The sequence below is a fragment of the Luteibacter anthropi genome, assembly GCF_011759365.1.
In the GTDB taxonomy this organism is placed as follows: domain Bacteria; phylum Pseudomonadota; class Gammaproteobacteria; order Xanthomonadales; family Rhodanobacteraceae; genus Luteibacter; species Luteibacter anthropi.
Genome location: NZ_JAARLZ010000001.1, coordinates 117,290 through 136,449, shown reverse-complemented (window position 1 = coordinate 136,449; position 19,160 = coordinate 117,290). Strand labels below are relative to the sequence as shown.

Annotated in this window: 20 protein-coding genes; 12 read left to right on the top strand and 8 right to left on the bottom strand. The window is 65.1% G+C overall.

The annotated features are described in order from the left end of the window. Positions 1 to 24: 24 nt before the first annotated feature. From HBF25_RS00590 to HBF25_RS00580, 3 genes are read right to left on the bottom strand one after another with little or no spacing between them, the layout of a single operon-like run. Positions 25 to 294, bottom strand: coding sequence for a DUF3325 domain-containing protein (locus tag HBF25_RS00590; RefSeq protein ID WP_166945572.1), 270 nt, complete (start codon positions 292 to 294; stop codon positions 25 to 27). After that, positions 291 to 1,844 carry a PepSY-associated TM helix domain-containing protein gene (locus HBF25_RS00585; protein WP_166945570.1) on the bottom strand — a complete coding sequence of 518 codons (1,554 nt, stop codon included), beginning with the start codon at positions 1,842 to 1,844 and terminating at the stop codon, positions 291 to 293. The genes HBF25_RS00590 and HBF25_RS00585 overlap by 4 nt, the downstream gene beginning before the upstream one ends. Then, positions 1,841 to 2,149 (bottom strand): iron transporter, encoded by a 309-nt coding sequence (locus HBF25_RS00580; protein WP_166945568.1) that lies wholly within the window; start codon positions 2,147 to 2,149, stop codon positions 1,841 to 1,843. Before HBF25_RS00580 ends, HBF25_RS00585 begins: the two co-directional genes overlap by 4 nt. Before the next feature lie 214 nt (positions 2,150 to 2,363). Here HBF25_RS00580 and HBF25_RS00575 point away from each other — a divergent pair, with 214 nt between their 5' ends. Continuing rightward, the gene (locus HBF25_RS00575; RefSeq protein WP_166945566.1) at positions 2,364 to 4,475 is read left to right on the top strand and encodes a TonB-dependent siderophore receptor; all 2,112 of its coding nucleotides are present in this window, start codon (positions 2,364 to 2,366) and stop codon (positions 4,473 to 4,475) included. Positions 4,476 to 4,561: 86 nt separating this feature from the next. On the opposite strand, the gene HBF25_RS00570 is transcribed toward HBF25_RS00575, so the two are convergent. Then, complete coding sequence (locus tag HBF25_RS00570; protein WP_208392351.1) at positions 4,562 to 5,782, bottom strand: chitinase; 1,221 nt, start codon at positions 5,780 to 5,782, stop codon at positions 4,562 to 4,564. 335 nt (positions 5,783 to 6,117) lie between these two features. Here HBF25_RS00570 and HBF25_RS00565 point away from each other — a divergent pair, with 335 nt between their 5' ends. Then, on the top strand, positions 6,118 to 6,702 hold the full coding sequence (locus HBF25_RS00565; protein WP_166945564.1) for a TetR/AcrR family transcriptional regulator: 585 nt from the start codon (positions 6,118 to 6,120) through the stop codon (positions 6,700 to 6,702). On the opposite strand, the gene HBF25_RS00560 is transcribed toward HBF25_RS00565, so the two are convergent. Together HBF25_RS00560 and HBF25_RS00555 are read right to left on the bottom strand one after the other, a co-directional pair. After that, positions 6,703 to 7,626, bottom strand: coding sequence for a patatin-like phospholipase family protein (locus tag HBF25_RS00560; protein ID WP_166945562.1), 924 nt, complete (start codon positions 7,624 to 7,626; stop codon positions 6,703 to 6,705). Positions 7,627 to 7,735: 109 nt separating this feature from the next. After that, positions 7,736 to 8,761 carry a class 1 fructose-bisphosphatase gene (locus HBF25_RS00555; protein ID WP_208392350.1) on the bottom strand — a complete coding sequence of 342 codons (1,026 nt, stop codon included), beginning with the start codon at positions 8,759 to 8,761 and terminating at the stop codon, positions 7,736 to 7,738. A gap of 131 nt (positions 8,762 to 8,892) precedes the next feature. On the opposite strand from HBF25_RS00555, the gene HBF25_RS00550 reads away from it, so the two are divergent. The 7 genes from HBF25_RS00550 (at position 8,893) to HBF25_RS00520 (ending at position 14,567) form a co-directional block, all read left to right on the top strand. After that, on the top strand, positions 8,893 to 9,066 hold the full coding sequence (locus tag HBF25_RS00550) for a hypothetical protein (protein ID WP_166945558.1): 174 nt from the start codon (positions 8,893 to 8,895) through the stop codon (positions 9,064 to 9,066). Further along, positions 9,063 to 9,704, top strand: coding sequence for a glutathione S-transferase family protein (locus HBF25_RS00545; RefSeq protein ID WP_166945556.1), 642 nt, complete (start codon positions 9,063 to 9,065; stop codon positions 9,702 to 9,704). Before HBF25_RS00550 ends, HBF25_RS00545 begins: the two co-directional genes overlap by 4 nt. Before the next feature lie 69 nt (positions 9,705 to 9,773). After that, a complete protein-coding gene (locus HBF25_RS00540) occupies positions 9,774 to 10,472 on the top strand; it encodes a helix-turn-helix transcriptional regulator (protein ID WP_166945554.1) in 699 nt (232 codons plus the stop codon). 212 nt (positions 10,473 to 10,684) lie between these two features. Continuing rightward, the gene (locus tag HBF25_RS00535; protein WP_166945552.1) at positions 10,685 to 12,409 is read left to right on the top strand and encodes a DUF885 domain-containing protein; all 1,725 of its coding nucleotides are present in this window, start codon (positions 10,685 to 10,687) and stop codon (positions 12,407 to 12,409) included. Between the two features lie 332 nt (positions 12,410 to 12,741). Continuing rightward, a complete protein-coding gene (locus tag HBF25_RS00530) occupies positions 12,742 to 13,143 on the top strand; it encodes an MbcA/ParS/Xre antitoxin family protein (RefSeq protein ID WP_166945550.1) in 402 nt (133 codons plus the stop codon). Continuing rightward, entirely contained in the window at positions 13,140 to 13,841 is a 702-nt protein-coding gene (locus HBF25_RS00525) for an RES family NAD+ phosphorylase (RefSeq protein WP_166945548.1), read from the top strand. The genes HBF25_RS00530 and HBF25_RS00525 overlap by 4 nt, the downstream gene beginning before the upstream one ends. A gap of 18 nt (positions 13,842 to 13,859) precedes the next feature. Beyond that, on the top strand, positions 13,860 to 14,567 hold the full coding sequence (locus tag HBF25_RS00520; RefSeq protein ID WP_166945546.1) for an SGNH/GDSL hydrolase family protein: 708 nt from the start codon (positions 13,860 to 13,862) through the stop codon (positions 14,565 to 14,567). Positions 14,568 to 15,434: 867 nt separating this feature from the next. Here HBF25_RS00520 and HBF25_RS00515 read toward each other — a convergent pair. Next, positions 15,435 to 15,665, bottom strand: a complete 231-nt coding sequence (locus HBF25_RS00515; protein WP_166945544.1) for a hypothetical protein — start codon at positions 15,663 to 15,665, stop codon at positions 15,435 to 15,437. Positions 15,666 to 15,735: 70 nt separating this feature from the next. After that, positions 15,736 to 16,626: a phenylalanine 4-monooxygenase gene (phhA, locus tag HBF25_RS00510; protein ID WP_166945542.1), complete on the bottom strand. Its 891-nt coding sequence runs from the start codon at positions 16,624 to 16,626 to the stop codon at positions 15,736 to 15,738. Positions 16,627 to 16,765: 139 nt separating this feature from the next. On the opposite strand from phhA, the gene HBF25_RS00505 reads away from it, so the two are divergent. The 3 genes from HBF25_RS00505 (at position 16,766) to HBF25_RS00495 (ending at position 19,127) form a co-directional block, all read left to right on the top strand. Next, positions 16,766 to 17,245, top strand: a complete 480-nt coding sequence (locus HBF25_RS00505; RefSeq protein WP_166945540.1) for an Lrp/AsnC family transcriptional regulator — start codon at positions 16,766 to 16,768, stop codon at positions 17,243 to 17,245. Positions 17,246 to 17,328: 83 nt separating this feature from the next. Then, positions 17,329 to 18,129: a lysophospholipid acyltransferase family protein gene (locus tag HBF25_RS00500; RefSeq protein WP_166945538.1), complete on the top strand. Its 801-nt coding sequence runs from the start codon at positions 17,329 to 17,331 to the stop codon at positions 18,127 to 18,129. After that, the gene (locus HBF25_RS00495; RefSeq protein WP_166945536.1) at positions 18,126 to 19,127 is read left to right on the top strand and encodes a YheT family hydrolase; all 1,002 of its coding nucleotides are present in this window, start codon (positions 18,126 to 18,128) and stop codon (positions 19,125 to 19,127) included. The genes HBF25_RS00500 and HBF25_RS00495 overlap by 4 nt, the downstream gene beginning before the upstream one ends. Positions 19,128 to 19,160 lie beyond the last annotated feature (33 nt).

The following is a 19,160-nucleotide window of genomic DNA, read 5'->3' as shown; positions in this document are numbered from 1 at the left end:
AAAGCCCGCGACGACGATATGTTCTCAGCGACGCGACAGATAAGTCACGCTCACTGAAACCGTGATAGCACATAGTGTATAGATGCCCACGGCATAAACCGCGCCGAGGGCGGCGCCTTCCACTTCCATGGCAACGGCCAGCGTCGCGCCCAGTGCGAGCCATCCGCACGTTGAAAGCACACGTGACAGGCGTGCCGGGAGCATGCGGCCCAGCACGTCGCGCTGGTGACGCGCCATGGCCAGGCACAGGCAAAGAAAGCCTGCCAGCGCGCACGCCAACGAGACCAGGATCATGCCGTCACCTCCCTTGCCGCGCGGGATTTGCGCATGGCCTGTGCCGGGCGCGTGTACAGCTTCCATGCCATGAATCCGAACGTTGCCGCCAGCACGATCATGGCCAGATCGAAGCCGACGAAAACCATGTCGCCATCGCGCAGGCTATTCCACAGTCCGCGATTCGTCGTGAGTGCATTGACGACAGGTACGGCGATGAATGCCAGTGCACCTGCCGATATCGTCTCTATCCAGGCCCTTCGCGTGTTGCGCGCGCAGGCATAAATAAGCGTCAGTCCCCAGGCGATGAACAGGCAGTGCACTTCCCAATCCGCACGTCCGGCCATGTGGATCGGCAGAAGCCGGTTGGCGAGGAAGTACACGGCGATACCAAAAGGCAGCCCGGCAATCGTGGCGATGTTCAGCCGCTCGACGAGGCGAAAGCCAAGGTGTGGGCGTTCCGGATCGGGCAGTTGCAGCCGGCGCTTCGAGGTCCACAGCACCAGTCCGGTCGCGACCATCGCGGTGCCACCCAGACCGCAGAGGAAATACAGCCAGCGCAGCACGATGGGAGCATAACGTCCCGCATGCAGGCCGATCATCACGCTCTCGGTTTCAAACGCAGGGCCTTTGAGCGACGGTGGCGTGTGCATATGGCCCGTCGCGGCATCGAAGACCAGGGTCTGTCCACGTACACCCATCGCCTCGCCACCGCCGCGCATCATGCGAACGGTACCGTTCGCGTCGCCGGGAAGGGAGATATCGATATAACCCGGATCGGCACCGTGCCATTGCTGGCGCGCCTGGCGGATCATGTCGGCGATGGGAGCCATGGGTGCGTGTTTTCCGGATCGCTCCGGTGTTGCCTCGATGCCGAAGGCGTCCGCGAAGTATTCGGCGCGATCCTTGTAAACAGCGGTTACGCCCCAGGGCATATACATCGAAGCCAGGGTGACCAGGCCCGTGTAGGTAATCATGAGGTGGAAGGGCAGGGCGAGCACGGCGGAAAGATTGTGCGCATCCAGCCACGAGCGTTGCCCCTTGCCGAAGCGCAGGGTGAAGAAGTCCGTGAAGATCTTCTTGTGCGTGATCACGCCGCTGATGATCGCCACCAGCATGAACATGGCGCAGAAGCCGACGATCCACCGTGCCCAGATCACCGGCAGGTAATGCAGGTCGAAATGCATGCGGTAAAGAAAGAAACCGCCCAGCGTCTCGCGCGCGTCCACGCGATGGCCCGCACCGTCCACGATGAAGCTGTTGTCGCGCCAGCCGCCGCGGCGCGCATCGGCGTCTTCCCAGTACGCCGTGGTGGCGATCGCCCGGTGTCCGGGCAGCATCATCGACCAGCTTGCAGCATCCGGTGCGCGTTCGCCCAGCCAGCCGACGACGCCTTCGGCTGCTGCGACGGGATCGCGCTCACCATGGATCTCCGGCTGCATCCAGCGAGTGATCTCGTCCTGGAAATAGGCACTGGTGCCGGTCATGAAGATCGCCAGCAGCAGCCATCCCACCAGCAGGCCCGTCCAGGTATGCAGCCAGGCCATCGACTGGCGCAGTCCACCCTTCATGGCGTCATCCCCGGTCCGGTGCAGGCCAGGGCAATGGCCAGCGGCACACCGGCAACGGCGAGATACAGCCAGATGCGCCACGCCCGGGTCACGGCGAAGGCCACGATGGCCACCGTGGCATAGATGGCGAAGGACGACAGCATTCCGGTCATGACCGCTTCCACGCGGGGCAACGGCAGCCAGCGGGAGAGGCCGGCCGTGGTCATGGCCGCCAGCGCGTAACCGCCGAAAAGGGCGGCAATGGCGCGTGACGCCACCTGCATGGCGTAACGGACGTCAAAAGCGGTGTGGTTGCGCTTGCTCATAGCTCGCGATCAGAGGGCCCCGGTGCTGGCGCGGATAGCTACCCGGACGAGGGGATGGCGCGCGGCGATATCGGCAAACGCCGAAGTGTACGCGAATGCGATTCGTTCGCAATATTGCACGAATCACGCGTATCCGGCATCATGTAATGCGATTCATTCGCAATAACTGCCGGTCGCGGAGAGAAGGGTTCCGCGGCCCGCTCCGGGAAAGTCCATGATTCTGCGTAAAAATTCGCTGTCCCTGCTGATTGCGGGGGCACTGCTTCCTTTTGCCTTGCAGGCACAGACCGCCCCGGACGGCGCGACCACTAAGACCGACGACAAGGCCGTGCAACTGGCCCCGGTCGCGGTCAGCAGCACGCGCCTGGCCGAGGGCTATGCCAGCTCGAACGCCTCCAGCGCCACCAAGACCGACACGCCGCTCATCGAAACGGCGCAGGCGATTTCCGTCGTCTCGGCGGCCCAGATGCTCGACCAGGGCGTACTCACCGTGCAGGACGCGCTGCGTTACTCGGCCGGTGTGCGTGCGGATTCCTATGGCGTGGACAGCCGTGGCGATGACGCCATGCTGCGCGGTACGTCGTTCGTGCAGTACCTCGACGGCCTGCGGCAGTCTTTCGGCGGTGCCTATGCGCGCACCGAGCCGTACTTCGTGGATCACCTGGAAATCGTGCGTGGACCGTCGTCGGTGCTGTACGGGCAGGGCACCACGGGCGGTCTTATCGCACTGACCTCCAAGCGTCCCCAGTTCACCGCCTCGCACGAGGTGGTGGCGCAGCTGGGCAACCATGCCCGCAAGCAGCTGGCCTTTGACTTCACCGGGCCGCTGGATACGGCAGGCCACTGGGCGTATCGCCTCATCGGTGTGTACCGGGATTCCGATTCCCAGATCGACCATGTGCCCGACGACCGCAAGGCGATCTCGCCGGCCATCACCTGGATGCCGGACGAGAACACGCGCTGGACGTTGCTGGCGAATCTCCAGTTCGACCACAACGGCAGCACGCTCAACTTCCTGCCGCACGCGGGCACCATCTACCCGAATCCCAACGGACGCATTCGTACGAACCGTTTCGTCAGCGAGCCGGGTTTCGACCGCTACGATACGAACCAGCGTTCGATCTCGTCGTTCTTCGAGCATCGCTTCAACGACACGTGGAAGATCGTGCAGAACACGCGCTTCTCGCACGACAACGTGGACTACCGCTCGGCTTATCCCAACGTGTACGGCAAGCCGGCCGACCCGTTCCTGGATGCGGACGAGCGCACGGTATCGCGGTATTCGTGGGTGGCGCTGACCCGTTATCGCCGCTTCACTTCCGATACCCACGGCGAAGCCGACTTCGACCTGGGCCCGACCCATCACAAGGTGATCGTCGGTCTCGACCTGGGCTACTCGCACAGCGATGCGAAGCAGGGCAGCGGCGTGGACCTGACGCCGTTCGACCTGTACGCACCCGTGTACCACAACGGCTTCGTGGCGCCGGAGGTGGCGAAGTCGCCTTCGTCGCGCTCGCGCCAGACGGGTGCCTACGTGCAGGACCAGGTGAACTGGGGCGAGCACCTGATCGGCACCATCGGCTTCCGGCATGACCGCGCCACGCAGACCACGGGCAACCAGCGCCTGGTGGATAACGCCACCACCGCGCGCTATGGCCTGATGTATCGCTTCGACAACGGTATCGTTCCCTACGTGAGCTATACGGAGTCGTTCCAGCCGCTGGGGCAGCTGGATGTCTACAACCGTCCGTACCAGCCGCTGCGCGGCAAGCAGTACGAGGCAGGCGTGAAGTACCAGCCGGTGGGTAGCCCCACGCTGGTCACGGCGACGTACTTCGACCTGCGCGAGGAAAACCGTCTGGCGCCGGACCCGGTCAATCCGCTGAACCAGATCCAGGCGGGCCGTGCGCGTACGCGCGGCGTGGAACTGGAAGCCTCCACCCGCATCGCGCGACACGTGGACCTGATCGGCACCTATACCTGGACGCATGCACGGCCGAGCGACGGTTCCACCATCGCCGGGCTACCGGAGAACCAGGCCTCGGCCTGGGGCGTGTACCACGTCAACGATGTCGATGGCGACGGCCTGAGCTTCGGCGCGGGTGCGCGCTATATCGGCGTGAACTACGACGAGACGCACACCATCCGCGTGCCGAAGAAGGTGCTGTTCGACGCGATGGTGGCGTATACGCAGGGGCCGTGGCGCTTCTCCGTGAACGCGGCGAACCTCACCAACCAGATCTACAACGCCAGCTGCCTGGCACGCGGCGACTGCTTCTACGGCCCCCGCCGCAGCATCATGGGCATGGCCCGCTACCGTTTCTGACAAGCCCATTGTAGGAGCGCGCCTTGCGCGCGACCGGTGATGCGATATCGCCGGAATGGTCGCGCGCGAAGCGCGCTCCTACATGTTCAGCTCTTGGTATCGTCCACGATTTGCACGTCAGGGAATGAGGCGCGTACACATTTCACGTAGTCGCCGGGCTTCAGCGCCGAGTTCGGCGTCTGGTAGTTCACCAGCTTGCAGCCGGGGTTTTCGGTCCAGTTGTTTTCCCAGTAGATCGGCAGCGCGCCTGCGCTGTCGGCCGTGAACTGCTGCATGTTGCGGCAGCCGAGTTTTTCGCTCGGATCGATGGGCACGCCGAGCTTGGCGGCGAATGCGCGGTAATACGTGATGCGGTTGGCCGATGCCGGGTGCTCCGGGCCGGTGCCACCGCATTCGATACCGCCATTCATGATCATGGTGGTGATACCGAAGCCGGATACGCGTCCCGCTGCACGATCCGCGGCATTCGGTACCCACGTGCCGTCGACGGCGAGCAGCATCGAGGGTTTCGGCGGCTGCGGATAGACGAGGAAGAAGGTGGCGCTGGCGAGGTTGAGCCACGTATCCGCCACGCGTTCCGGCGCATCGAGCAGGACATGCACATCGCCATACATGGCGTCGGAGAACGGACCATAGTTGTAGTGATACGACAGCTGCTTCGCGCCACGGCCGAAGTAGCTCTTGAAGCGGCCATCCGGCCAGCGGCCACAGGGCCACGTGCGCGTCATCCAGGTATCCGCCGAGCATTCGCCGTTGTATCCGTTGGATTGCTCGGTAAAGCCGGCCTCGCGCACGTACATGAGGCCCTGGCGATAGCCTTCCTCCGGCCGCCAGTCTTCGTGGCCGCCCGTTTCCTGGGCGAAGTGGGCGAACATGGTGGCAAGCGTCTTGCGACAGAAGGCATCCGCATTGCGGCCATCGGTGTAGCTGCCGCATACCGCAGGGAATTTCGCCACGGCCTGGAGAAATCCCCGATACGTGTATTCCGGCCGGCGCAGCGGAAAGATGTAGTTGAACGTGGCTTCGTCCACGATGGATTCCACGCGGCGCACGTTGGCCGGGTTCTGCGCGCGCTTCGGCGACACGGCTTCGACGGAGGCGTTGTCGAGCGTGCGCACGGAGGATTTCACCGACTGCATGAAAGGTGCTTTCGTCTGCGCGGCCTCGTCGGCCAGGAGCTTGCTGAGCAGGACGGTGCGCTGGGCGGCCTGCAGGCCTTGCGCATCCTGTGCCATGGCGAACGGAGCGACAGCCAGGGTCATGCAGGCGAACGCGAAACATTTGCTGCGGTGCATCGTGCGCTTCAAGTGAACCTCCTTGGGATGTAGGCAATGCATCGCGCGCGTGGGCGCGGCGCATTGCGTGAAAGGTGGTCATCATCCAAAAAGTGGGCAAGCAGATCATCACGTTTCCGGCAAGGTTTCGCGTCGTTTTCGTGCGAAACAAATCGTTGCCACATAGTTATTTGCGCAATGAAACAGCATGTTTTCACACGCGCGGGTACTGTCCTTGGATGTGTGAAATGAAAAATGTCGAACACAAAAAGGTATGTCGCACAAGGGCCATGCCGCCCATCATTTCAATGCGCAAGGACCAGCTACAATCGAAAGAGGGCCGGGGAACGAACCCTAGGAGCAACAGCATGCGTTACGAGAAAGGCCATAAGGAGCAGACCCGCCAGAAGATCATCGAGGCGGCTTCCGAGCGGTTCCGCTCCGATGGCATCGATGCCGTCGGCGTCGTCAGCCTGATGAACGACGTGGGTCTCACGCAGGGTGGTTTCTACAACCACTTCGGTTCGAAGGAAGACCTTGTGCGCGAATGCGTCGCCACCGGTGCCAGCACCGCGGCCGAGCGCATGGCCGCGAAAGTGGCCGCTTCACGTGGCGACAGCTACCGCGCGCTGGTCAACAATTATCTGTCGAGCGATCACCGCGATCATCCGGAAACCGGTTGTGTCGCCGCGACGCTCTCCGCCGAAGTCGCACGTCGTCCCAGCGAGACGCGCGCCGCCTTCACCGAAGGCTACGGCGGCATGGTGGAACTGATCGTATCGACACTGCCCGACGCCGTACGCGGCAAGCGCCGTCGCGCGCTGGCGATGTCGGTGTTTTCCTCGCTCGTCGGCAGCCTCTCGTTGGCGCGTGCGGTGGACGACACCACGCTGTCCGATGAAATCCTCTCGCTTGGGCGTCAGTCCGCGATGGAACTGGTGGAAACCGCCTGATCAGTGCGCCGGGACAGGCGGCTTGCCCATGGCAGCCGTCTTCTCGGCGATCTTCGCGCGGATGGCGGGAATGGCCGCCAGGGCGGCACGTTCGCCTTCCAGGATCGCGACGTTCTTCTGGTCGAAGTCGGTGGGACCGATCTGGCCTACCTTCGGACGGATCACGATGTCCGCACGAGTCAGTTCCTGCTCGGCCAGCTTGCGACCCATGATCGTGATCGACTGGCCCACGATGCCGACCATGTTGCCCGGGTTGCTGCCATCGGGGCGAGCCGAGATATCCACGGCGATGACGATGTCGGCGCCGAGCTGGCGCGCGGCGTCCACGGGCACGGGGCTTACCACGCCGCCGTCGACGAAATGCCTGCCGTTGATTTCCACCGGCTCGAACACGCCCGGGATGCTGCTCGATGCGCGCACGGCCTGGCCGGCATTGCCCTTGATGAAGATGGCGCGCTCGCCGTTTTCCAGCTCCGTGGCCACGGCGGCGAAGGGAATGCGCAGCTTTTCGATGGGCTGCTGCTTCACCAGCTGGTTCACGTAGTCCTGGAGTTTCTGGCCCTGCACGAGGCCACCGGAAAAGATACGCACGTCGCGGATCTTGCCCTCGTCCAGCGAGAAGGCTTCCTGCTGCAACGCGAAGGCGTCCATGCCGCTGGCGTACAGCACGCCCACGACACTGCCGGCGCTGGTGCCGGATACCACGTCGGCATGGATGCCGCTGGCTTCCAGCATCTTGATCACGCCGATATGCGCGAAGCCCTTCGCCGCACCACCGCCCAGTGCCAGGCCGATGCGCGGCTTCGCCGCCAGCACGGGCACGGCCGTGTCCAGGCGGGTATCGGTCTTGTGGCCGCCGAGGCAGCCCGAAAGCAGGGCCGTCAGAAACAGCGGAAGCCAGGTGCGGGCGCGGCGCAGGGACATGGTGATGACCGGGAAGGGGGCTGGCGGATGATCGGGCCACGCGGCGGCAGGCCGGTGGCCGGGGAATGGCGGATCCGGGGCGACGCGTGCCGCCCCGGACCGGGCCGGCTCAGACGCGGGTCTGGTCGGCTTCGAGGTGGTAGCGCGTGGCGACTTCCACTTCGTTCTTCGAGCCGAGGAACACCGGCACGCGCTGGTGCAGGCCGCTGGGCTGGATGTCCATGAGGCGCTCGCGACCGGTGGTGGCGGCGCCGCCGGCCTGTTCCACGATGAAGGCCATCGGGTTGGCTTCATACATCAGGCGGAGCTTGCCGGTGCCACCCTTGGCGGTGATCTTGGCGTCCAGCGGATAGAAGAACACGCCACCGCGGGTGATGATGCGGTGCACGTCGGCCACCATGGAGGCCACCCAGCGCATGTTGAAGTCGCGGCCACGCGGGCCGGTGGTGCCGGCCAGCAGCTCGCCGATGTAACGCTGCATCGGGGCTTCCCAGTGGCGCTGGTTCGACATGTTGATGGCGAACTCGCTGGTGTCGGCAGGAATGGTGATGCCGCGCTTGGTCAGCACGAAGCTGCCGTGCTCGCGGTCGAGCGTGAACTCGTGCACCCCGTGGCCGAACGTCAGCACCAGCAGGGTGCTGGGGCCGTAAACGACATAACCGGCGGCCACCTGCTCCGTGCCCGGCTGGAGGAAATCCTCCGTGGTGGGCTCGGTGACGCCATCGGGGCAGCGCAGCACCGAGAAGATGGTGCCCACCGACACGTTCACGTCGATGTTCGAGGAGCCGTCCAGCGGATCGAACAGCAGTAGGTGGTGGCCCTTCGGGTAGGCGTCGGGAATCGGCTGCGGGTCTTCCATTTCCTCCGAGGCGCAGGCGGCGAGATGACCGCCCCAGGCGTTGGCTTCGAGCAGGATCTCGTTGGAGATGACGTCGAGCTTCTTCTGGGCCTCGCCCTGCACGTTGTCCGAGCCGGCATTGCCGAGCACGCCGCCCAGCGCACCCTTGCCGGTGGCGACGGAGATGCGCTTGCAGGCGCGGGCCACCACTTCGATGAGCAGGCTCAGCTCGCCGTACACATGGCCGGCGCGTTTCTCTTCGATCAGGAACTGGATCAGTGAAATCGGTTTCGACATCGGGACGGACTCTGGCGCGAAAGCCTGCATTGTCCGGGTGCCGGGTGAACGGCGCCAGAGGGCTGCTGACAGAACGTTGTCAGTAGCCCCCCGGCAGACTTCCTTCCATCGAGCCACGGGAGGGGACCTGCATGAACCGCATTCTCGAACGCCTTGCTGCTGCCTTTGCCCCCATGGGCCATCGCGGACGACTGATGGACGGCCGATTCCGTTTCGCACCCGACCGCCCCGGGGGCCAGAAGGCCACCCGGCCGCGGCCTGCCGCCAGGACCACGATCCATCGCTTGAAGGAATTGCAGGCATGAACACCACGCATCGCATCGTTTTTCACCATGCCCCGAACAGCCGTTCGACCAGCACCCTGATGCTGCTGGAAGAGCTGGGCGCGCAGTACGACATGCACGTGATGAACCTGGCCGCGGGCGAGAACCGCCGGCCGGCCTATCTGAAGGTCAACCCGATGGGCAAGGTTCCGGCGATCGAGCACCGGGGCGGCCTGGTGACGGAACGACCGGCGATCTTCGCCTACCTGGCCGACATCTTCCCCGAAGCGGGCCTGGCGCCCGGCCTGAGCGATCCGCTGCGTGGTCCATACCTGCGCTGGCTGGCCTTCTATGGCACCTGTTTCGAACCGGCGCTGATCGATCATCTGCTGAAGCGGCCGGCCTCGCCGGTAAGCCAGTGCCCCTACGGGGACTACGACACGACCATGCAGACGGTGGCGACCCAGCTGTCGAAGGGGGCGTGGTTGCTCGGCGAGCGTTTCAGTGCCGTGGATGTCCTGTGGGGGCATGCGCTGGCCTGGGCCATGGGCACCGGTATCGTGGCGCGTCAGGAGGTGTTCGAGACCTACGTCGAGCGTCTGATGGCCCGCCCGGCCATCCGGCGTGCCGCCGACCAGGATGCTGCCCTGGCCCGTTCGCAGATGCTGGCGGCCGCGTGAGGCCGGGACGATGCGCGGTCGTGACCTTCATCGCTTTCCGCGCGTTGCTGTCAGGGCGATGATGTGCCGATGCGTCGCGCCGATCGCCTTTTCCTCATCATCAACGCCCTGCGCGGGCGTCGCACGGCACTGCCCGCGCGACAGCTCGCCGACATGCTCGAGGTCTCGCCACGCACGGTCTATCGCGACGTGGCGGATCTCCAGCTTTCCGGTGTGCCCATCGAGGGCGAGGCCGGTGTCGGTTATGTCCTGCGCAAGGGCTCCGACATCCCGCCGCTGATGTTCTCTGCCGACGAACTCGAAGCCCTGGTGGCCGGCACGCGCTTCGTCCGCGCATTTGCCGGCGAGCGGCTGGCGCGCGAGGCGCAGTCCGCGCTGATCAAGATCGAGGCGGTGCTGCCCCCGGAACTGCGCGAGCGTTCGGCACAGGCGAAGATCTTCGCGCCGATCTGGCGCGATCCGGCGCAGAACCGCATCGCGATGATGCTCGACCGCCTGCACGAGGCCGTGCTGAATCGCTTCGTGCTTTGCCTGGAGTATCGCGACGTGGAAGGCCGCGCCAGCACGCGCGAGGTGGAGCCACTTTGCCTGTCGTTCTGGGGCGGCTCGTGGACGCTGGGCACCTGGTGCCGGCACCGGCAGGCCTTCCGTAACTTCCGCCCCGACCGCATCGAAGACTGCCGCCATTCGGGCGAGGTGTTCGTCGACGCAGCCGACCGCAACCTCAAGGCCTACCTTGACACCATGCGCGACTACTACGCCATGTAGGTATCGCGGCGCCAGATACCCCTGTAGGAGCGCGCCTCGCGCGCGACCGGTCATGCCACTCCGTCAGGTGTTGCCGGGCCTTCCCGGATATGCGCTGGCGTAGGGTCGCGCGCAGGCGCGCTCCTACAGGAGCTGGGCATGACCCTTGGCGGTGGAGCAGGGCACGGGGCGGTGCCATCATCGGGGTTTCCCCGCCGCCACCCGGAACCCGCATGTCTCCCTGGATCCGCGCCATTGCCTTTGCCGGCCTCTTCGCCGGTGCCGCCCACGCCGCCTCGCCTGACGACACCTTCCGTTCCATCTATGAGAAGGAATGGGCCTGGCGCAACGGCCAGGCCGGCATCCTCACCTCGGGCGAGGCGCAGCCGGGCAGTGGCCAGCTCAATACCGTGGATGCTGCCAGCCAGGGCAAGCGCCTGGCCTACTGGAACGACGTGCTCGCCCAGCTCGACCGCATCGACCCGAAGACGCTGAGCGATGCGGAGCGCGTGAACTACGAGATCTACCACGAGCAGATCCATAACCTTGCTGCGGCCCAGCGGTTCCACCAGTGGGAAATGCCGTTCAACAGCGACTCCGCGTTCTGGTCCGATATCGGCTACGTGCTGCGCGGCAACGATCTGCACACCCGCGAGGACTATCGAAACTACATCGCACGCCTGAAGGAAATACCGCTGTGGATGGACCAGGAAGTCGCGAACATGCGCCTGGGCCTGGCACGCGGTTTTACCGTGCCGCGCGAAGTACTGAAGGGGCGCGACGTGTCCATCGCCGCCGTGGCGGAGCTGAAGAAGCCCGAGGACAGCGACCTGTACAAGCCGTTCGCCTCGATGCCAGCCACCATGCCGACCGCCGATGCCGCCGCGTTGCAGGCCGAGGCGCGCAAGGCCATCGTCGATGATGTGATCCCGGCCTACGCGAAGCTGCTGCATTTCTTCCGCGACGAATACGTGCCAAAGGCACGGCCCACGCTGGCCGCCGAAGCGCTGCCCGACGGCAAGGACTATTACCGCCAGCAGATCCGCGAATACACCACGCTGGATCTTTCGCCCGACGACATCCACGCCATCGGCTTGCGCGAGGTAGCGAAGATCCACGCCGAGATGCTCGACACGATGAAGCAGACCGGTTTCAAGGGCGATTTCCCGGCCTTCCTGCAATTCCTGCGCACCGATCCGCAGTTCTACGCCAAGACGCCCGACGAACTGCTGATGCGCACGGCGTGGGTTGCCAAGCAGGTGGACGGCAAGCTCGACAAGTACTTCGGCCTGCTGCCGCGCCAGCGCTTCGCCATCAAGCCGGTGCCGGCGGATATCGCGCCGTACTACACCTCCGGCCGTGGTGGTCCGGATACCTATCTGGTGAATACCTACGATCTGCCGTCGCGACCGCTGTTCAACATGCCGGCGCTGACCTTGCATGAGTCGATGCCGGGGCACGCCTTGCAGCTGTCGTTGTCAGACGAGCAGCAGGGGCTGCCGCCGTTCCGGCGTGACGGTTATATCTCGGCCTATGGCGAGGGCTGGGCGTTGTACTCGGAGTACCTGGGCGAGGAGATGGGCATCTATCACACGCCGTACGAGCACTTCGGTTATCTCACCTACCAGATGTGGCGCGCGTGCCGCCTCGTGGTGGATACCGGCATCCATCACCTGGGCTGGACGCGCCAGCAGGCCATCGATTACCTCACCCAGAACACCGCCCTCAGCCAGCGCGAGATCGCCAACGAGGTGGACCGCTACATCAGCTGGCCGGGACAGGCGCTGTCGTATGAGCTGGGTTACCTGAAGATCCGTGAGCTGCGTGCGCGTGCGGAGAAGCAGCTGGGCGAGAAGTTCGACCTGCGGGCGTTCCACGACACGATCCTGGCGCTGGGTTCGGTGCCGTTGCCGGTGCTGGAGGAGCGCATCGACGGGTGGATCAAGTCGCGGCAGTGAGGCGGCTTGCCTTGGTGGTCGCGCGCAGGCGAGCTTCCAGGGCATCGCTTCGTAACGGTCGCGCGCAAGGCGCGCTCCTACATGGGATGTCTGGACCTGGCATCGCTTCGTACCGGTCGCGCGCGAGGCGCGCTCCTACATGGGATGTCTGGACCTGCACCGCTTCGTACCGGTCGCGCGCAAGGCGCGCTCCTACAACGCGGCTTGTGTAGGAGCGCGCCTTGCGCGCGACCGGGCCAGGCGACACGTCCCACCCACCGAAAACACCCCACGAATCGCAAAAACTCCACCTGTGGCGTATACTCCATCACAACTCCACAGGTGAAGCCGTGATGCAGCCCGCACGCCATGCCGAACCGATCCATGCCGGTGACCTGGGCGGCCCCGCCCTCCGGGCCTTCTTCGCGCTGGCCGAGCACTGGAAACTCAAGGCCGCCGAGCAACGCACACTGCTCGGCGATCCGCCGGAATCCACCTACTTCAAGTGGAAGAAACAGCAGGACGGCGCTCCCTCGCGCGACGTGATCGAGCGCATCAGCTACCTGCTGGGTATCTGGAAAGACCTCCAGATCCTCTTCCCCGACCCGGCCCAGGCCGACGCCTGGGTCCGCAAGCCCAGCACGGCCCCCCTGTTCGGCGGCCGCTCGGCCCTGGAGCGCATGCTTTCGGGCAACGTGGCCGATCTCTACGTCGTCCGGCAATACCTGGACGCCCAGCGCGGCTGGAACGGATGAACCCGCTGCCGCCGGTGGGGCGCATCCGCTGGACCCAGGCCTACCGCATCGTCCCCAGCCGGTTTCCACCCGTGGGCCTGTTCGACCGCATCGCCGATGCGAAGGACATCGACGCCGTCATGGCGATCGAATCCATCACCAATCCCCGCCTGCGCGACGAAATCGGCGCGCTGAGCCTGGTGCCTCCGGAACGCCGCATCTCGGGCCCCGGCACCACCCCCGTCATGGCGGCATTCGCGCACATCCCGCCCGAGGGCAGTCGCTTTTCCGACGGCCACTGGGGCGTGTTCTACGCCGCCCACAGCATCCCCACGGCCATCGAGGAAACGGTGTTCCACCGCGAAGCGTTCCTCGCCGCCACCCATGAACCGCCCACCGACGTGCAGGTGCGCTGCTACAAGACCGCCATCGCCGGATCGTTCCACGACATCCGTGGCGGCTGGTCCGCCGAACACGATCCGGATTCCTACGCTGCCAGCGTGAAGCTGGCCAGGGCACTTCGCGAGACGGGCTCCAACGGCATCGTCTACGACAGCGCCCGGCACGCGGGTGGCGAGTGCGTGGCCGTGTTCTATCCCGACCTCGTGGCGCCCTGCGTGCAGGCCGCGCACTACATCTATCGCTGGAACGGAACGCGCATCGAAGCGGTGCTGAAAGTGACTGCCGTGGAGCGTGAGAATTTGCCCGGAAGGGCGTAAGCGTTTACGGTCGTCCGTATGAAACGCCTGACGATCCTCCTTACCCTGTTGTTCCTGTCCCTCGGCGCGCTTGCGAAGGATGCCGACCACGCCAAGTGGGAACCCGATATCCAGGCGTTCGAGGCCTCGGACAAGAACAACCCGCCGCCGGCCCACGCCGTACTCTTCATCGGCAGCTCGTCGATCCGCATGTGGACAAGCCTGGCGAGCGACTTCCCCGGGTACCGCGTGATCAACCGCGGCTTCGGCGGCTCCGACCTGGACGACTCCACGGCTTTCGCCGACCGCATCGTGAAGCCGTACCACCCGGTGGCCATCGTGCTCTACGCGGGCGACAACGATCTCCAGGGCGGCGATACGCCGGCCCAGGTCCGCGACGACTTCGCGGCCTTCGTGGCGAAGGTGCGCCAGGATCAGCCCGAGGTGCCCATCGCCTTCATCTCGATCAAGCCGAGCGTGGCCCGCGAAAACCTGCTGGCGCAGATCGCCGAAGCGAACAAGCTGGTGCGCGACTGGTCGATGCAGCAGAAGGGCGTGGCGTTTCTCGACGTGGCGCCGGCGATGCTCGATAAAAACGGCCAACCCAGGCCGGAATTGTTCAAGGAGGACGGCCTGCACATGAAGCCGAACGGCTATGCGCTGTGGATTGCGCAGGTGCGCCCGTGGCTGGCGGAGCACGCGACGGCTGCCGAAGTTAAACAGAACCCGAACGCGACCATGAAGTGATACGGGAACTTCACGGCTTCGCCCCTATCTAAGTATTCGATCGCCGAGAGGCGACCCGTTGGCAATCGAACGGATATTCGACGATTGTCCCGGGTCCCGCTATTTCCCCTGATAGCCTGGACCCGACGCGACCCCGGTAGCTCCTCCCCTGGCTGCCGGGGTTTTATTTTGCCCGAAATCCGACGAAGTCCCGGGCCCACCCCCGTCGTTCCTGTGAAAACAGGAACCCAGCGCCGCGGTTCGCCAGCACGGCGAGGGCGCTGCACCGGCTTTGGCGTAGGAGATTCCCTCGCGACAACCCGCTGCACCGCGCTAGGTTCCAGCGTTCGCTGGAACGACGGTAGGTGGGGGGACGGTTGCCTTTAGCTCGTCGTTCCTGTGAAAACAGGAACCCAGCGCCCCGGTTCGCCAGCACGGCGAGGGCGCTGCATCGGCTTTGGCGTAGGGGACTCTCTCGCGACAACCCGCCGCACCGCGCTAGGTTCCAGCTTTCGCTGGAACGACGGTAGGTGAGGCAACGGTTGCCTTTAGCTCGTCGTTCCTGTGAAAACAGGAACCCAGCGCCCCGGTTTGCCAGCACGGCGAGGGCGCTGCACCGGCTTTGGCGTAGGAGATTCCCTCGCGACAACCCGCTGCACCGCGCTGGGTTCCAGCGTTCGCTGGAACGACGGTAGGTGGGGTGACGGTTGCCCTTAGCTCGTCGTTCCTGTGAAAACAGGAACCCAGCGCCCCGGTTCGCCAGCACGGCGAGGGCGCTGCATCGGCTTCAGCGTAGGAAATTCCCTCGCGACAACCCACCGCACCGCGCCAGGTTCCAGCTTTCGCTGGAACGACGATGGGCAGCGTGTGTTACCCGGTGATGCCGGGTCAGTTCACGTAAGGCTTGATCGACGTATCGAACGCCCGCCAATGACCGTCATTGCCCTCGATGTTCAGCACCACCCGCGCACAGCGGCTGGCCTCGATGCGGCGGCCCTCGTTCAGGGCGTGGGCGAGCGCGTCATCGCGCGAGCAGAACTCGGCGTACTCGGTCTCGTTCTTCTGAAGGAGCCACAGCCCCGGCGCGACGGAGTCGAAAGGGATATCGAAGACGACCACGGTTGATCCACCCTGTTTTGTGCAACGTAGGTGCATCGTAGACGGCGGCTTGTTAGGCCGCCGTTGAGTTTCAGTTGTCGCCGCTGGTGGCAAAGCCTTCACGCGTGCCGCGCTGGTACACCTTGTCGGTATCCAGCACCTCGGCGGCCGACGTCGCCTCGCCCGTGGCCAGTTTCGCGTAGATCGGCGTGAAATCCGGTCCGGTGGCATCGAACAGCTGCTCGAAGTCGTCAATCACGAAGTACGTCTGCTGGAAGGTGTCGATGCGGTACTTCGTGTTCATCACCCGCTCCAGGTCGAAGCCGATGCGGTTGGGCGCCGTCGAATCGATGGAGTAGATGGACTCACCCTTCGAGCTGACGATGCCGGCGCCGTAGATGCGCAGGCCCTCGTCGGTGCGGATCAGGCCGAACTCCACCGTGTACCAGTACAGGCGCGTGAGGTTCATCAACGCCTCCGGACCGATCGCATGCGCCTTCATGCCGCCCTTGCCGTAGGCCTGCATGTAGTCGGCGAACACCGGGTTCAGCAGCAGGGGCACGTGGCCGAACAGGTCGTGGAACAGGTCGGGCTCGGAGAGGTAGTCCAGCTGGTCCGGCTTGCGGATCCACCAGCTCACCGGGAAACGGCGGTTGGCCAGGTGGTCGAAGAACACCTCGTCGGGCAGCAGGCCTTCCACGGCGACGATCTTCCAGCCGGTGGCCTTGCCCAGCACCTCGTTCAGGTCGTCGAAGCGGGGAATGCCGCCTTCGCCAAAGCCGAAGCGCTCCACGCCCTCCAGGAACTCCTTGCAGGCATAGGCCGGCAGCAATGCCTTCTGACGGCGGTACAGGGTGTCCCATACCTCATGGTCGGTGCTCGAATAGCTCGCCCAGGGCTGCTCCACCGTGCCGGTCGCGTAGACGGGCACATATCCACGATCGGTCTGCTGATGCTCGACGCGACGGGGAGTGGTGTCCATGGCGGGCCTCCTTGGGGCTGTTTGCTGGTGATGGAACAACAGCTTAGCGAGTAAGGCACGCAATGAGCTTGTTTTGTTGCATGACTGAGAGCTTGATATGCAATGATCCATCGATCTGAATCGATCTGAGGAAATAATCGTGCAAACGAACCTCGACCGCACCGACCTGCGCATCCTCACCACCCTCCAGGCCAACGGCCGCATCACCAACGCCGAGCTGGCCACGGAGGTGAACCTCTCGCCGTCGGCCTGCCTGCGCCGGGTCCAGCGGCTGGAAGCCGAAGGGGTCATCGCCGGCTATGGCGCCCGGCTGGAGCCACGCACCCTGGGCCTGGGCCTGCAGGCCTTCGTCCGCGTGCAGTTGCGCCAGCACGAATCCGAAGCCATTGATGCCTTTCGCGAGCACGTGGGCGCCTGGGAAGAGGTGGTGGCCTGCTACGCCCTCACCGGCGACATGGACTACCTGCTCCAGGTCTACGTGGCCGACCTGGACGACTTCTCCCGCTTCCTGCTCGACCGGCTGCTCAACGCCGCCGGAGTGGCCGACGTCAATACGAGCTTCGTCCTGCGCACGGTGAAGGCCTCGGCGGCCCTGCCGCTGGGCAACGTTGCCGGGTAGGGGTACGCAACTGCCTTATAGATAAAGACAATAGCTATTTCCCCTAGCGGGCGGGACCGCCCCTCGTTAATCTTGTGCGCTCGATGGAAGCCGCCACCGCCAACCCGACCCCACGTGACCGTCTGCGTCCGCTGCGCTATGTATGGCGGGTGCCGTTGCTGTTGCTGCATGTGCTGTTCGGCATCCTGGTCTGCACGCTCATCCTGAGCTGGGCCGGCGGGGTGATGAAGAACGGCCGGGAGCCGCTCGCCCACCGCACCATCCGGCTGTGGTCGACCATGCTCCTTGGGGTGTTCGGCTTCCGCAGCCGCCGCTTCGGCACGCCATTGCCCGACCCCGTGCTCTTCGTGGCCAACCACACCTCGTGGCTGGACATCGAACTGCTGCATTCCCAGCGCGCCGCCTGCTTCGTGGCCAAGGCCGAGATTGCCCGCTGGCCGCTGGTGGGCTGGATGGCTGCGCGCGGGGGCACGATCTTCCACCGCCGTGGCAACAACCACTCCCTGGCCTCGGTCATGGCGGTGATGGTGGAGCGCCTGCGCGAAGGCCGTTCGGTCGCCGTGTTCCCCGAAGGCGGCACCGGCCACAACGGCGTGCTGCGCGTGTTCCATGCCCGCATCTTCCAGGCGGCACTCGACGCCGAGGTGCCGGTGCAGCCGGTGGCCCTGCGCTTCACCCGCAACGGCCAGCGCCTGATCGACGCGGGGTTCCGCGACGGCGAAAGCTTCCTGGGCAACTTCATCCGCCTGCTGGGCGAGCCGCCGCTCGATGTCGAGGTGCACTTCCTCGAACCCGTGCCGCTCTCGCCCGACGCCCGTCGCCGCATGGCCGAGACGGCCCGTGAACGCATCGCCGCCGCACTGGATAGCGGCCCGCGCGCATGAGCCTGCCGAGGGGCTCGGACTTCCAGCCGCCCTGGCCGCTGCGCAGCGGCCACATCCAGACCATGCTCTCGTCCAGCGGCATCCGCCGGCGCCTGCTGCCGCGCCGCGCGCAGCGCGTGCAGGAAAACGCCCGGGATGTATTGATCGACGTGGGCAACGGCGACCGCCTGAGCGGGCGCTACACCGCGCAGACCACGGGCCGCGAGTCGCGTGGCCTGGCCATCCTGTTCCACGGCTGGGAAGGCAGCGTCGATTCCACCTATGTACTGCAGACCGGCAGCCGCCTGCTGGAAGACGGCTGGGACATCTTCCGCCTGAACTTCCGCGACCATGGCGACAGCCACGGCCTCAACGAGGCGCTGTTCCATTCCTGCCGCATCGACGAGGTGGTGGTCGCCCTCGGCGAGATCGTGAAGATGTTCCCCTCCCGCGCGATCGGCCTCGCCGGTTTCTCGCTGGGGGGCAACTTCGCGCTGCGCGCCGCCATGCTGGCGCCTTCGCTGGGCGTGGCGCTCGACTACGTGCTGGCGGTGTGTCCCATCATCGACCCGTCCGAAGGCCTGTTCTCGCTGGAGAAGGATGCGCCCTGGTTCTACCAGGCCTACTTCATGCAGAAATGGCGCCGCTCGCTGCGCCTGAAGCAGGAAGCCTTTCCGCAGCAGACGTACTTCGAGCTGGCCGAGCTGAAGCAGAACATGCGTGACCTCACGCGCTCGCTGGTGCTGCGCCATACCGATTTCGAATCCCTCGAAGCCTATCTCGACGGCTACTCGGTGGCGGGCAACCGCCTGAAAGACCTGCACCTGCCGGCCACGATCCTCACGGCACGCGACGATCCCGTGATTCCGGTCGGCGCGTTCGACCAGCTCGACCTGCCGCCGAACATCGAGCTGGACATCGCCGCCTATGGCGGCCATTGCGGTTTCATCCGCGACTACGGCATGACCAGCTTCACCGACGATTACATCGCCGCCCGATTCGACGCGATCCAGCGCTGACGCCGCGTTCGCACGATAGGGTCCATCGTGATC